Genomic DNA, 14,544 nt, shown 5'->3' with positions numbered 1-14,544 from the left:
AACAAGGACCTAGACAATCCTCATTCTCGCTGGTCAGAGGCACTTTCTGCTTTCCTGACCGCCTGCCGGACAGCCCACCTCATGAAAGCGCGAGGCTAAGCCCGAATTGGCATGAACCTGTCCATTCCGTTTCTCTGAGTTTTGGAGGCTGCCCGTGTCTCGCTTGAGTCCAAACCATCGTGCGACGTCCCGGAAGTCCGACGACGCGTACCTGCGGGAGCTGGGTTACGAGCCCGTGTTGACCCGGCGCATGGGCCCGTTCGGGAACTTCGCGATCTCCTTCAGCGTCATCAGCGTCCTGTCCGGCTGCATGACCTTGTACGGCTTCGGCCTGAACACCGGCGGCCCGTCGGTGATGCTGTGGGGCTGGCTGGTCGTCGGCGCCATGGTGATGTTCATCGGCGCCGCCCTCGCCGAGGTGACCTCCGCCTATCCGACCTCTGGTGCCCTGTACTACCAGGCAGAGCAGCTCGGCGGGCGGAAATGGGGCTGGTACACAGGCTGGTTGAACCTGCTGGGCCTGCTCGGCGCGATCGCCGGAATCGACTACGGGGCCGCGCTGTTCACGGGTGCCCTGTTCAACCTGCAGTGGGGATTCGAGCCAACACCGGGCAGGATCATGGTGCTCTTCCTGTGCATCCTCGCCCTGCACCTCGCGCTGAACCTGTTCGGGGTCCGGCTGGTCAGCATCCTCAACAGCATCAGCGTCTGGTGGCACCTCGGCGGCGTCACGGTGATCGTCGGCGCCCTGGCGATCGTGCCCTCCCACCACCAGTCCACCGACTTCGTGTTCGGTGAGTTCGTCAACAACACCGGCTGGTCCAGCCCTCTGTACGTGGCGGTGCTCGGTCTGTTGCTGGCCCAGTACACGTTCTGCGGTTACGACGCCTCCGCGCACCTGTCGGAGGAGACGACCGACGCCCAGATGTCCGCATCGCGCGGGATCATCCACTCGATCGGCTGGTCGTGGCTGGCCGGGTTGGTCCTGCTGGCCGGGCTCACGTTCGCGATCCAGGACTACGCGGGCACCGTGGGCACCGCGACGGGCGTGCCGCCGGCGCAGATCTTCCTGGATGCTCTGGGCGTCGCGGGGGCGAAGGCACTGCTCGTGGTGGTGATCATCGCGCAGTTGTGCTGTGGCAATGCCGAGACCGCCGCGGCCAGCCGGATGGTGTTCGCGTTCTCGCGTGACGGGGCGCTGCCGGGCTCGCACTTGCGGCGGCAGGTTGACCGCCGCACCGGCACCCCACGCATGGCCGTGCTGCTGGCGGTCGTATGCGCTGCCGTGCTGGCCCTGCCGAGCCTGTACAGCCCGGTCGCGTACGCGGCGATCACCAGTATCAACGTGGTCGGCATCACCCCGGCGTACGCGATTCCCATCTACCTGCGCATCAAGAACAGGGATCGCTTCCGGCCCGGCCCTTGGAATCTCGGCAACTGGGGTGTGGCCGTCGGCACGATCGCCGTTGTCTGGGTGGTATTCGTGACGGTGCTGTTCTGTCTGCCGCAGACGCGCCCCGCCGACGGCGGCCTGGTGTCCGTGGAGACCTTCAACTACGCGCCGATCGCTCTGCTCGTTGTCCTGACCCTCGCCTGGGGGTGGTGGCGGAAGCAGGGCAGCTCCTACGAAGTGCCGGCGCAGAACTTCGACCGCTCGGCGGCCACGTACGAAGACGAGGTCGTCTGATGACGGGAACCCTGAGCGGCAACGGCATGGCACGCCGAGCTGCAGCGTCCGCCCTCGAGCAGGGCGGGCGCTGCGAGAAGGCCTTCTCTCTGCCTGACCTGCGGAACCTCGTCAAGGCGGGTGCGATCGACACGGTGCTGCTCGCCGTCCCCGATCTGCAGGGGAGGCTGAAGGGGAAACGGTACGACGCGAACCACTTCCTCAGGCGCGTGGCGCATCACGGTGCCGAGGTGTGCGCCTACGTCCTGGCCACCGACATCGACATGAGCCCGGCGGACGGCTTCGACCTGACCTCGTGGGAGACCGGCTACCAGGACCTGTCCGTCCAGCCGGCCCTTGGGACCCTGTGCGTGGTGCCGTGGCTGCCACGCACAGCCATCGTGCTCGGCGACGCCGTGCACCACGACGGAACCCCCATCGACGTCGCGCCCCGCCAGATCCTCCACCAGCAGCTGACCCGGCTGTCCAGGCACGGCCTCCAACCCAAGACGGGAATCGAGACCGAGTTCACCGTCTACCAGGGCACGTACAGGGAAGTGGAACGGGCTGGGCATCAAGGCCTGCGGCCCGTGACGACGGAGAATCTCGACTACGCCCTCGATCACGATCCGGTCTGCGACCGGTTCTTCCGCCAGTTGCAGCGTGCCCTGGCCGGGGCGGGCATGCCTGTGGAAGCGATCAAAACCGAGGCTGGCCCCGGCCAGGTAGAGGTGACCTTCCCGTACGGACCCGCGCTCACCGCCTGCGACCGGCACCTGCTGTTCAAGCACGCGGTGCGCACACTGGGAACGCGCGCTGGACTGGCGCCCACGTTCATGGCAGCTCCAGAGACCGGGCAGGCCAACGGCCTGCACCTGCACGTCTCGCTCTGGTCGAAAGCCCTTGCCCAACTCCGCGCCCCTGACAACGAATACGAGCTGTCCCAGATGGGACGCAATGCAATCGCGGGGCTGCTCGCAGGGTTGCCGGAGCTGGGCCCGCTCTATGCCCCGAACGTCAACTCCTACAAGCGGTTCACGCCCGGCTCGTTCGCGCCGACCATGCTCCATTGGGGCCACGACAACCGCACGTGCGCTGTCCGTGTCGTCGGCTACGGCGAGGGCCTCCATCTGGAAATCCGTGTACCGGGGGCGGATGCCAACCCGTATCTGGCCCTCTCCGCGGTGCTGGCGGGTATCGACCATGGCATCGAGCAGCAGCTCGCCCTCGGCCCCGAAGCGGCCGGCAACGCCTACAGCGGCGGCGGCACCCCTGTTCCGCGCACCCTCGCTGATGCTCTGACCGCCTTCCGGAGCAGTGCCTTGGCCCAGAAGGCCTTCGGCGCCCACGTGGTCCAGCACTACGCCCATCTCGCCCAGATGGAAGTCGACCACGCCCAGCGCCAGGTCACCGATGTCGAGCGGCAACGATGGCTGTCGCGCGCCTGACGAACCCTCCCCCTCCCCAGAAAGGACCGACAGCTGTGAGCGCCCGACCGGCACGCGTACCCGCCCCCATTCCACTGACCCCCGCCCAACTTCGGATCGCCCAGAGGGTCGCGGACGGTGAGAGCACCGACAGCATCGCTGCCCGGCTCTCCATCACAGCGGGCACGGTCAGCGTGCAGATTCAGCACTGCGGACAGAAGCTCGGCGTGAGCGGCCGTGCCGCGGGAGTCCACGCCTGCTTCGTCACAGGGCAACTCCCGCGTCCCGAGAAGGTCGCTTCCCCGGAGGCCTTCTCCGAGACGGAGATCGAGGCATGGCGACTGGTCGCGATCGGCACGACGTCACAGGAGTTCGCGGAACGGGCCCGCATCAGCCGTGACAGCGCCTTGGGGCGGGTCAGGGCCTTGCGAAAGCGCGTCCAGGCCGAGAACGACCCGCACCTCGTGAAGCTCGGCTGGAGCCACGAAGTGCTCGACGAGTCCTTGACCGAGATGGCCTCCGGGACGGTCCTTCGCGTTCCCACCCACAGATGACCAGCTCAGGCCGCACTGTCAGTGGCCCATGGCAAGCTACCCCACCCACGAACAGACACGCAGCGCGTCCGGCCCATCACTTATCGTGGTATGGCCGGGTGGCCCAGCGAGCGGAAGGGCGCACCGTGATCGACATGCCCAGCGCACTCCACCACCTGGTGGAGTCGGTGACCGACACGTACACGGTGGTCGCCGAGCACCCCCGGTCCGGTGACAGCCGGCCTTCTGTCTGGGAGGTCAACGGGCCTGGCGGTGAACGGTGGTTCGGGAAGCTCCACGCGGGCCCCAAGCTCCACCAGCGTGAGGTGAGCGCATACCAGAAATGGACCGTCGCACTGGGGGTCGACCGTGCACCCGGGCTGGTCTCCGCGGACACACGGACGAGATCCATCCTGGTCACCGCCGTGCCCGGACGCGACCTCGACACACTGCGCCTGCCAGCCGAGCAGGAACGAGCGGCCTACGAGCAGGTCGGCGAACTGCTCGCCCGGTTCCACACCGCGGCAGCCGACGAGCCGACGCCGGAAGCGACGGAGGAAGCGTGGGACGAGACGGTCGCCCAGCTGCTGGAGCGCACGGCGACCTACGTGCCCGATCACGACCTCGCGATGGTGCGCACACTCGCCGGGGAAGCTCCTCCACGCCTGCCTCAGGTGTCCCAACACGGCGACTACATGCCCAAGAACTGGATGTGGGACGAGACCGAGCAGCGGCTGCGGGTCATCGACTTCGAGCGCGCCGAGCTTCGGTCCGCCGCCTACCGGGACCTGAGTCGGCTGCGCTACCGGATCCTGCGCCACCGCCCCGACCTCAACGCCGCCTTCCACCACGGATACGGCCGCCCCCTCACCAAGGAGGAACAGATCGCGTGCCAGGCGTACGGGGCACTGGATGCCCTGGACTCCCTGGGCTGGGGCATCAAGCACCGCGACATCGGCCTGGTCGACGAGGCGCACACCATGCTGGAGAACCTGCGCCTGGAGACCGGAAAGAGCCTGTGGGGCGGGTGGCGTACGTGAACGTCTTCGCTGGAACCTCCGCTTACTACCGCCGCTTCCGCCCGGGCATCCCCGTCGCCCTCGCGGCCCTTCTCGACCAGGCCGCGCCCACAGACAGTCCGCGGCGCCTTCTGGACATCGGCACTGGCCCGGGACTCGTCGTCCACGCGCTCTTGCCGTACTTCGACGATCTGCTCGCGGTCGATGCCGAGCCGGGGATGCTCACGGAGGCCGAGGCCATGCTCCGTCCCGCGCTCGACACCGCCCACCGGCTGCAGCTACGTCACGCGCTCGCGGAGGACTTCCTGCCGCCGGAGGGATGGCAGCCGCATCTCGTCACATGTGGTCGTGTCTTCCACTGGCTGAACCAGCCGCGTTTCCTCGACCGGCTCAGCGAGTACATGGCCCCCGAGGGAGTGGTCGCGGTCTTCAGCGACCGGAGTCTGTGGACCGCAGACAATCCATGGCAGCAGGCCGCCCGAGAGGTCGTCCAGGACTTCCTCGGCGAGCAACGGAGAGCCGGCGAAGGCGTCTTCAGCGCCCCAGGGCCGCCGTATGCAGATGTGCTCCGTGCTTCCGCCTTCTCGCACGTCACCTCCACAGTCGTCGCCGTCCGCCGGCAGTGGAAGATCTCGCAGGTCCTGGGCTACCTGTACTCCACGTCGTTCGCGGCTCCGCACCTGTTCGGCGATCGTCGCGACGCCTTCGAACTGGCCGTCACCAACGCCCTGTCTCCCTTCGTCGACGGGGGCGTGCTCATGGAGGACAACTCCTTCACCGTCCTCACGGCCCGCAGACCCTCCGCACACGGAGGTCGGTGATCTCTATGGACGAAGCAGGCTGGGGCGAGACGTTCACCGCTGACGTGCTGGAAGACCGGTACGGCCTAGTCGTCGATGTCGTCGAACCGGTGCACATGGGCACGGACACCATTAACCGGCGAGTCCTGACTGAAGACGGCCTACGGCTGTTCGTCAAGCAGTACCGCTCGATGGACGACGTGGACGCGGCGCGCAACGCATGGGACATGTCGGAGTACTGCCGGGCCGCGAAGCTCCCCGTTCCACGCGTGTGGCCTGATGCCAACGACAACCTGATCACCATCGCGGGAGGCTGCGCATTCGCCGTGGTCGACGAGGCTCCCGGCCGGGTGACCACGTCTGCGATGACGGTCCCCCTCGCCGAGCACATAGGTGTCGTCATGGGGCGCATGCACCGTGTGCTCGCCGCCTACCCGCTGCCCAGGCGCGTCCAGCACACCCGCTGGCGGACCGAGCCCATCGAAGACGCTTTGGCGAAGTGCGACACCGTGATGGCCCAAGCCATACGCCAAGGCCACGACCGTCTCGACCAACTGCGTGACGACCTCGACCAACGACGTGGGGACCTGCGCGCCCACGTCCACCTGTTGCGGGAACATCTGCCCGCGACTCTGGTGGAACAGGCGCTGCACGCGGATCTCAGCCGCACCAACCTGATCACACTCGCCGACGCCGTCACCGGCATCATCGACTTCCGCTGCGCCAGCGCGATGCCGGCCTGGGAGTTGGGGCGGGCGGCGTTCGACCCGCGCACCGTCGCCACCAACTCGGAGTGGGCCACTTGCGCCCTGGCCATGGCCAGGGCCTACCGCTCGGAGCACCCCAGCCTCCCGATGCGGGAGGTGCGGGCGTGCGCCCGGATCGCGGTGCTGTACATGCTGTTCAGCTTCTACGGCGCCACCACCGCCGAGTACGACCTGCCGCAGGAGGCGGACGCGGATCTGAAACGGCACTGGCGCGAGCGTCAGATCACCATCCGCCGCCTGCTCAGTGACCTTGAGGGCCTCGAAGACGAGCTCAACGGCCTTGAGGCGAGTGGAGGCACGTCGTGACCATCCAGCGCCTTCCGACTCCGCTGAACGAAACGGCTGACGATCGACAGCCTCAACCACGCACGGCATACAGGGGGACGTCTTGGCGTATCAAACCGTGATCGGTCTGCACCTGGTACTCATCCGCGAACAGCGTGCTCTGCAGGGAATCCGGACGACCTGCCTGGCTGGGCACCGCCCGTCGGCGGAGGGCTGGAGCCGATGACAACCATCCCGAAGCCCACCGCGACAACCGCGCCGACCGGCGAGGCGGAGGTCCCGGATGAGGAACTGAAGTTCGTCATCCCCGGCGACCGCCGTATCGAGGCCGCCAACGCGATCACGACGCGTTCGATGGCCCGGCGTCTGCCCCAACTGATCCGCCGGTCCCTCGCACTGGGCTGGCAGGTCGACCGCACCGCGGTCATCGCGCTGCTCAGCGTCCAGCTCCTCTCGGGGGTGCTGGAAGCGTTCGGGCTGATGGCCACCACCGGGGTGATCAAGCCGCTGATCGCCTCGCAGCACATCAACGGCGACCAGCTCCGCACCGCCGTGCCTTCCCTAGTCGTCCTGTCGGGGGCCATCGGTCTGCGTGCCCTGCTCGGCATCGCATCCACCGCGCTGTCGGCCCGGCTCGCCCCCCGTATCGCTCGGGAGGCCGAACTCGAACTCCTCGACGCCGCGACCAAGGCGGAACTGGCCGCGTACGACAACCCCGGATACAACGACCGCTGGGACGCCGCCGACCGAGGCGTGGAGGTCTCCAGGGACCTCCTCACCCAAGCCCAGTACATCCTTGCCACCTCGGCATCGCTGATCGCCTCGGCGTTCGTCCTGACCGCCGTGCACCCCATCCTTCTGCCGCTCCTCCTCCTGGCGGCCTTGCCGAAGGGCCTGGCCAGCGTCCGGGCGGCGCGCATCAGCTACATCGCCTCGCTCGCCACGACGAAGGACCGGCGGCTACTGGGCATGCTGCGCTGGTACATGGTCGACAAGCAGACCGCCGACCAGGTCCGCTCCGGCACCATGGCCCCGTTCCTGCTCGACAAATACCGCACGGCCGGGGCGCGGATCGACAGGACCACCGACCAGGCCACATGGCGCTCGGCCAGGATCTCCCTGGTGGGCGGGGCTGCGGGAGGTATCGCCCACGCGGTGGTGTGGGTGGCCCTGGCTCTGCTGGTGTCCGCCGGGCAGATCTCGGTCGCCGCCCTCGGCACCGCGTTCCTCGCATTGGGCCGCGTCAGCGCAGGACTGGACGGGGTCGTCGGCTACGGAGCCCAACTCTTCCGTACCGGAATGTACTTGGACGACTGGGCGGACTTCATCGACGAAGCCGGTGGGCATCGCATCGACCGCGGCCCTCAGGCACCGGCCGCCCCCATCGTCGTACGCGCCGAGAACATCATCTTCCAGTACCCGAGCGCCGACCGTCCAGCCCTCGACGACGTCTCCTTGGAGGTCCGGCGCGGAGAAGTCCTCGCGCTGGTGGGCGAGAACGGCTCCGGCAAGACCACCCTCAGCAAGATCCTCTCGGCTCTGTACCTGCCCGATCAAGGAGCCGTCTCCTGGGACGGCACCGACACAAGGCACCTGGACGCGCATGCCACCTGGGCGCAGGTCGCCGTCGTACCCCAGTCCTATGCGAACTGGCCCCTGTCGGCGAGGGAGAACATCACCCTCGGGCAGACCACCGAGGACGGGGACGCCGCCGTGCTCGCCGCGGCGCATGCCGCAGGCGCCGACGAGGTCATCGACGGACTGCGCAGCAGGCTGAACACCCTGCTGGCCAAGGAATGGTGGGGCGGGCAGGAACTGTCCGGCGGACAGTGGCAGAGGATCGCGCTCGCCCGCGCATTCCATCGGCCGGCCGGACTACTCGTCCTAGACGAACCTACCGCAGCCCTGGACCCGAGGGCCGAGCACCGCATCTTCACCGGGCTCCGCCGCCTCGCCGCCGACCGCGCCGTCGTCCTGGTCACTCACCGGCTCACGAACGTGACCGTCGCAGACCGCGTCGTTGTCTTGGACAAAGGGCGTGTGATCCAGCAGGGCACCCCCGACGAGCTGCTGGCCCAGCACGACGGCCTGTTCCGTGAACTGTGGGATCTGCAAAACGAACGCACCGGCCGCGTACCTGCCCCGGCCGACTCCGAAGAGAACGTGCCACTGAACCAGCCAGCCCTGTTCTGAACGATTCGACATCAGCGAGAAGGCTCCAGAGATGAGCAGAGGGGTCTGTCAAACGAACGTTTTACAGTCCCGAGCAGAGACGACGTCGTACGAGACAGGTGGAAGCCCGGCCCGCCTGGCCATGGCGGACAGCGGTCGCGGTGAGAGCGGGCGTGCCAAACGAGAGGCGCCGGAACGCGGGCTTGACGAAGGGGTCGTCGGTCCCGGGTCTGCCTACCGCTTGGGGAGTGCCATTTCGTGGGACACGGCGTATCCAGATCTACGCCTCCACTCTGGTACCGGGGCCCTCGCAGATCCAAGGGGGGTGCGGTTCGGTTTGAGGGACGGTGATCACGCGGCGAGTGCGAGGGTGTCGCGGTAGCGGATGGCATGAACGCGCAGGTGTTCGTGCTGGGTGGGCCCGGCACTCCTCGTAGTCGCGGTTGCTGACCACCGCGCGGAGCTCGAGCACAGCCTCGACGCCGGCCAGGCTCCGACGGGAGCCGGTGACGTCCATCCGGTCCTTTCGCCAGTAAAGGGGCGTGCATGGCGCTGAGGGCGCTCCCGGTGGCCGGGGGCGCCCTCAGCGTGTAATCCGCGTCAGCTGATGCTGCCGTACTCCACGGGGAAGTCCGGGGGCCAGGGCTGGGAGAAGTCGAACAGGGACGGGTCCTCGAACTTGCGGTCCGCCTCGCGCCACGAGGGTTCGGCGGAGACGACGAAGCTGTCCCCGTCCGGTTCGATCATCCAGGTGAATTCCGCGTCCCCCGCGGGGAGGTCATGACGCTCTTTCAACACCGCGAACTCCGCCTCCGACGCCGGGCGGACGTGGATCCCCTTCTGGTAGATGGGCCTGAGCAGCATGAGCTCCACATGCCCGAAGTACACCTCGACGCGGGTGTCCGTTCCGTCGACGGCGGTGGCGTCGCTGCGCAGCAGCAGCTGCCGGTGCGACGCCGCGAAGCTGACCACCCGGAACAGACGTCCCTCTCGTACGAAATCCGCCATCCTCTGTGTTCTTCCTGTCCTCGGGGTCTTCGGGTCACTGGGCCCAGTCCGGCGTCGGCATGTCTTTGACGAGGCTCGGCACCTTGTCACCCGGCTTGGTGAAGTACCAGTCGACGGCCTCGAAGTCCCGGCGTCCAAGGATCACCTTGAGACGCAGCGTCGCCACTTCCCATGCGGTGCCGTTGTTGTTTCCTTGTTCGGCCACCGTCCGCCAGTCGCCGCCCACCAACGGCTTCCCGCGTTCGACGAGCTTGTTCAGGGCTTCCGCCGCGGTCTTCGCGTCCGGAACACCGTCCAGTGAAATGCTCAACTTCACCGACCTATTGTCCAGCGCCTTCTCGACGCCGGCCATCCAGATCGGACGCCCGTCACCGCCAGGGGCCGGCCTGCCGAGAAGCTTGTTGTTGAACGTCCGTGCCCCAGCACCGCTCAGGCCGGGGGTACCGCCCAGGGTCTCTGTGGCCAGCCTATCGGAGTACGGGTTGATCCCCAGAACGATGTGGTCGCCGTCCTTGACGAGCTCGTCGAGGATCCCCGTGAGGCACTCGTTGTGCACCAGGACCGGAGTCGACCCCGTGTACACGTAGTACGTGTGGTTTCGCGCGACCTCGAAGTTGAAGACCTCGACGGACCCCTTGACGACCGTAGTGCCAAGAACCTGTGTGGAGCCGCCGTCCCGCGCCTCAAGGGTGTCTCCGGCGCGCAGTTCACCAGCCTCGACCCAGCCCCGTTCCGGCACCCAGAAGCGGTGCGAGTCGGTCGCTTCGACCTGGCCGTCGGCGGTTGTGATCCGGACCAGGGAGTCGACGGTGTGGCGGAACAGGTTCAACACCGGCTGCAGGGACTTCTTGCCCGTGACCTGGTCCTGCGACCAGACCCGGTCACCGACCTTGATGTCCTCGATGGATTTGGGACCGTTTTCCGTCGCCACCTTGGTGCCGGCCGGGAAGCACCTGGTCAGCGCGAGCTTTGCGGTGATTCCCTCGATGGCGGCTTCGGTGAGGCCGGCGGTGCGCAGGGCCCTCCATGCGTCGTCGATGGCGATGCCGGTTCTCATGGCGGCGTCAAAAGCCGTCACGGCGTCCCTGATGGCCTTGATTGCGACATTGCCGAAGACGAGGAGGGCAACGTCGAAGACCGCCCATCCGCAGTTGCCCAGGGTTCCGCCGCTGCCCGTCGTGATTCTGTCCCAGCAACCGGTGAAGTCCTCGGTGAGGGCCTTCACGAATCCCTTGGCGACGGCGTCGTTGAACTCCAGCGCCGAGATCGTGTAGGTGACCTTTTTGGTCTCGGGCTTCAGCTCGACGGTGTCGATGAACAGGGTTTCGGCAGCCGGGCATCCGGACTGTACATCCGGGATGTTCGTGGCCGTACACAGGTAGATGTCGACGATGGTCTTGGAGGTGATGTTCGCGGTGATGACGCAGTCGCCGACGTGAACGATGGCGTTGCAGTTTTCCTTGTGCAGGATTTCCGGGTCGCCGACGGGTTCGGCCCGAGTCTTGTAGAAGACGCCGCCGACGCCGGCAGTACCGGCCTCGAGTTGGTCGTTGCGGTTCTTGGTCCCGGTTCGCCGGGCTGCCTCCTGGGCTTCCTTGGCATACGCGTCGGCGTCCTTCGCCGCCTGTTCCGCCTCCGTCGCCGCCGCATCCGCGTTCTTGGCCGCCGCTCTCGCGTCCTGGGCGTCCTGTTCGGCCTGGCTGGCGGCGGAGCGGGCCGCTGCGGCGTCGAGTTCGGCTGCGTCGGCGGAGTCGCGGGCGTCCTTGGCGTAGCCCTCGGCGTTGCCGGCCGCCTTGTCGGCGGCTGCCGAGTCGTCGGTGGCCTGCTTGTCGTAGGCGACGGTGCGGGTCAGTGATGCGGCGGCCTTGGACGCGGCGGTGGCGGCGGCGGCCGCGTAGCCGAGGGCCTCCTTGGAGGAGGCGGCGGCGTCGGCCGCGTACTGGGCGGCGTTGGCCGCGTGCTGGTAGGCCTCCTTGGCATCGCCCTTCGCCTGGTCGGCGAGGTTCTTGGCCGCGTCCGCTTCTGCCGCGGCGTTCTTGGCGTGAGCGTCGGCGACGGCCTGCTGCTGGTCGGCGATCGACTTCGACGCCTGTCCGGTCAGTACGACCAGGCCGGCGGTGGAGTCGGTGTCGACGTACTGCGAGCCGAGCTGGATGGCGTCGTTGGCCGGGTTGGCGACCTGCTGGGCTGCCTGGCCGGCGTCGACGGCCGCCTGGGCCGTGACGTGGGCGTAGCCGGCCGCCTTCGCGGAGGCGGCGAGGGCCTTGCCGACTTCTGTGTTCGCCGCGTTCGCCTGGGTCTTGGCGTCCTTGGCGTGCTGTTGGGCCTCGTTGGCCAGCTTGACGGCTGTCTTGGCCTCGGCGGAGGCATCCTGGGAGGCTTTGATGGCGTCCGCGACCGCGCTGGTGGCGGTCCTCACCGCCGCGTCCGCCTTCAGCTTGTCCGCCTGGGCGGCGTCCGCGTCGGAGCGGGCCCGCTTGGCGGCCGCTTCGGCCCGGGTGGCCGCGGCATCCGTGTCGGCCGCTGCCTGGGTAGCGGCGTCGGCCTCGGAGCGGGCCCTGGTCGCGGCGCCTTCGGCGGTGTCGGCCGCCGCGTCCGCTTCGTTCGCGGCGGCGCGGGCGGCGTCGGCTGCGTCCCCGGTATCCAGTGAGTCTGCGTAGGCTTTCTTGGCGTCAGCCTTGGCGCGGGCCGCGTCGGCCTTCTGCTCGGCGTCCCAGGCGTCGTCGCGCATGGCTTTGGCGTGTCCGCTTGCCTTGAGCGCGTCGTCCCGCCGGTCCCCGGCGGTCTTCTCCGCTGCCTCGGCCTTGCCCTTGGCGTCCTTCGCCCTGGTCGCCTCGGATTCGGCGTTCTTCTTGTGCTCAGCTGCCTCGGCCCGTTTGACGGCGGCGTTCTCCTTCTCCGACTTGGCCGTCTTCTCCTCGGCCTCCGCCGCCAGCCGCTTGGCGTGCGCGTCGGCGGCCGCAGCCTTGGCGTCGCCCTCAGCCTGCTGTGCGTCGGTGAGCTTGGCCTCCGCGGTCTCCTTGTCCTTCTCGGCGTTGTTCCGGTGGATCTTCGCGGCGTCGGCGGCGGCCTTCGCCTGCAACTCGGCCGTCTCGGCGGCCTTCTTCCGGAATTCCGCATTCGACTGAGCGGCCTGCGCGAGCGCGCGCTGCGCGATGGTCGCGCTGTCGCCGGCGGCGGCGCGGGTGGCCGCCTCAGCGGTCTCACCGGCCTTCTCCAGTGCCGCGAGCGCGGCTGCCGCGCCCTTGGTGACCTGGTCCTTCTGCAGACCGACCAGCAGACCGCGCCCCCGCGGAGCACCATTGGCGTCGGCGATGCCGTAGGCGGCCTGGAGCGCGGTGTCCGACGAGGTCACGGCCTGCTGCGCCGTCGTCAACTGCGTCTTGAGTGCGGCGAGCTGCTTCTTCGCCTCCGCCTGCGCGGCGGTGACGGCAGCCTTGGCCTTGTCCACATCGGCCTTCGCCGGTGCGCTGCCGGTGTGGGTCTTGGCGACGATCCGCACCTTCTGCGCGGCGGAGCCGTTGCACGCCGACAGCACCGCGTCCTTGCTGTTGTCGAACGTCGGCAGATGCAGACACTTGCCGGACGCGGCGTTCACCAGCGGAGTGGCGCTGCGCACGTCGAACTTCCACTGCTGGGCCTTGGCGCTGCCGCAGTCGCGGATCTGGATCTTCGTGCCGTCGGCGTTGCCGCCGTTCAGCACCTCCAGGCACTTGCCCGAGTTCGGGTTCTGCAGGGTGTAGCCGCCGTCGTAGGAGCCCAACACCTGCCACTTCTGGGCGACCCCGCCGCTACAGGCGTTGATCTGCACCGGGGTGCCGTTGGTCTTGGCGGCGCCCGTGACCTCGATGCACTTGCCGGCGGCGCCCGGCACCTGGATCTCCAACTGGCCGTTGCCGATCCAGTTGAAGCCGCCCTCGGTGTAGTAGTCCAGCCAGCGAGTGGAGTAGTCCGCGATCCACGACTGTCCCAGCAGCTTGCCCAGGGCGAACGCGCCGTCCTGCAACGCCTTGCCGGCGCTGTTGCCGGCGGCGAGCATCTGGCCGCGCTGTGTGGCCTGCGAGGCGATCTCCTGCTGCCATTCGGCGGACGCCTGCGCCACCTCCTTGCCGAGCACCCGGTTCGGGTCGATCGGACCGTGCCACGCACACGAGGCGAACCGGGTCTTCAGGTCCTCCACCGCGATGCGGTATTCCGGGGTGTCCGGCGCCGGCGCGGTCCGGGGAAAGCCTCCGGAGGCGAGGAAGACACGGGCGTCGTCGGCGAACACCCGCGGAACGAAGATCTCGTTCGGAACGATGGGTCCGGAGTTCTTCTTCCAGAGCTTCCAGGCCTCCTGCTCCTGGCTCGTCCCCCCGCTGGTGTACAGCGGATCACCGATCGCGAGGGCGGCCTTCTTCGTCTTGTCGTCCGCCTGCGGTGACGGGTCGTAGAACGGCGACTGCAGGTCGACCGACTTGAAGTACGACTGGTAGAGCCAGGGAAGCAGTCCCGTCTTGTCGAAGAAGTTCTCCTTCGCGGCGGAGCCGGGGTAGTTGTCCAGGCCGCTGACGGCGGTGCTCCACGACTGCCGGGTGTCCTCCGTCTTCTTCACCCAGGCGTCGGAGTCGTCGCTGTCCTTCTGCCATGCCAGGGCGAACGCGCCGGTGCCGTAGGTGCGGTCAGCCTTCTGGTGCAGCTGGTCCGCCGGCAGCGACAAGGAGGCGCTGGCCAGGCCGTACTGATTCGGCCCGCCCCTGCGCAGACCATCAGCCATCAGGCACTGGTCGAAGCGCAGTTGCTCGGCAGCCTTGGTGTCGAACCCGTCGTAGGAGTCGGCGACCGGGCTGGTGCGTGGATCACGGGCGGCGGTCGGCTCCGGCTGCAC

9 protein-coding genes are annotated in these 14,544 nt (G+C 68.1%); 7 read left to right on the top strand and 2 right to left on the bottom strand.

Annotation, left to right across the window (positions count from 1 at the left end; translation table 11 throughout):
* The first annotated feature begins 154 nt into the window (after positions 1–154).
* The 7 genes from ACIBAF_RS29515 to ACIBAF_RS29485 all read left to right on the top strand — a co-directional run bounded on the left by ACIBAF_RS29515 (position 155) and on the right by ACIBAF_RS29485 (position 8,690).
* Positions 155–1,687, top strand: coding sequence for an amino acid permease (locus ACIBAF_RS29515; RefSeq protein ID WP_399467057.1), 1,533 nt, complete (start codon positions 155–157; stop codon positions 1,685–1,687).
* Entirely contained in the window at positions 1,687–3,114 is a 1,428-nt protein-coding gene (locus tag ACIBAF_RS29510) for a glutamine synthetase family protein (RefSeq protein ID WP_399467056.1), read from the top strand. Before ACIBAF_RS29515 ends, ACIBAF_RS29510 begins: the two co-directional genes overlap by 1 nt.
* Positions 3,115–3,149: 35 nt before the next feature.
* A complete protein-coding gene (locus ACIBAF_RS29505) occupies positions 3,150–3,647 on the top strand; it encodes a helix-turn-helix transcriptional regulator (protein WP_399467054.1) in 498 nt (165 codons plus the stop codon).
* 134 nt (positions 3,648–3,781) lie between these two features.
* Positions 3,782–4,666 carry an aminoglycoside phosphotransferase family protein gene (locus ACIBAF_RS29500; protein WP_399467052.1) on the top strand — a complete coding sequence of 295 codons (885 nt, stop codon included), beginning with the start codon at positions 3,782–3,784 and terminating at the stop codon, positions 4,664–4,666.
* Positions 4,663–5,466, top strand: coding sequence for a class I SAM-dependent methyltransferase (locus ACIBAF_RS29495; protein WP_399467050.1), 804 nt, complete (start codon positions 4,663–4,665; stop codon positions 5,464–5,466). Before ACIBAF_RS29500 ends, ACIBAF_RS29495 begins: the two co-directional genes overlap by 4 nt.
* A 5-nt stretch (positions 5,467–5,471) precedes the next feature.
* Positions 5,472–6,518 (top strand): phosphotransferase enzyme family protein, encoded by a 1,047-nt coding sequence (locus ACIBAF_RS29490; protein ID WP_399467048.1) that lies wholly within the window; start codon positions 5,472–5,474, stop codon positions 6,516–6,518.
* Positions 6,519–6,719: 201 nt separating this feature from the next.
* Positions 6,720–8,690, top strand: coding sequence for an ABC transporter ATP-binding protein (locus ACIBAF_RS29485; RefSeq protein ID WP_399467046.1), 1,971 nt, complete (start codon positions 6,720–6,722; stop codon positions 8,688–8,690).
* A gap of 579 nt (positions 8,691–9,269) precedes the next feature.
* On the opposite strand, the gene ACIBAF_RS29480 is transcribed toward ACIBAF_RS29485, so the two are convergent.
* The gene (locus tag ACIBAF_RS29480; RefSeq protein ID WP_399467044.1) at positions 9,270–9,677 is read right to left on the bottom strand and encodes a hypothetical protein; all 408 of its coding nucleotides are present in this window, start codon (positions 9,675–9,677) and stop codon (positions 9,270–9,272) included.
* Between the two features lie 34 nt (positions 9,678–9,711).
* Positions 9,712–14,544: a polymorphic toxin type 27 domain-containing protein gene (locus tag ACIBAF_RS29475; protein WP_399467042.1), complete on the bottom strand. Its 4,833-nt coding sequence runs from the start codon at positions 14,542–14,544 to the stop codon at positions 9,712–9,714.

The sequence above is a fragment of the Streptomyces sp. NPDC051677 genome (assembly GCF_044453465.1).
GTDB lineage: Bacteria > Actinomycetota > Actinomycetes > Streptomycetales > Streptomycetaceae > Streptomyces.
Note: the sequence above shows the minus strand (reverse complement) of the source record. Positions and strands in the feature narration are given on the sequence as shown.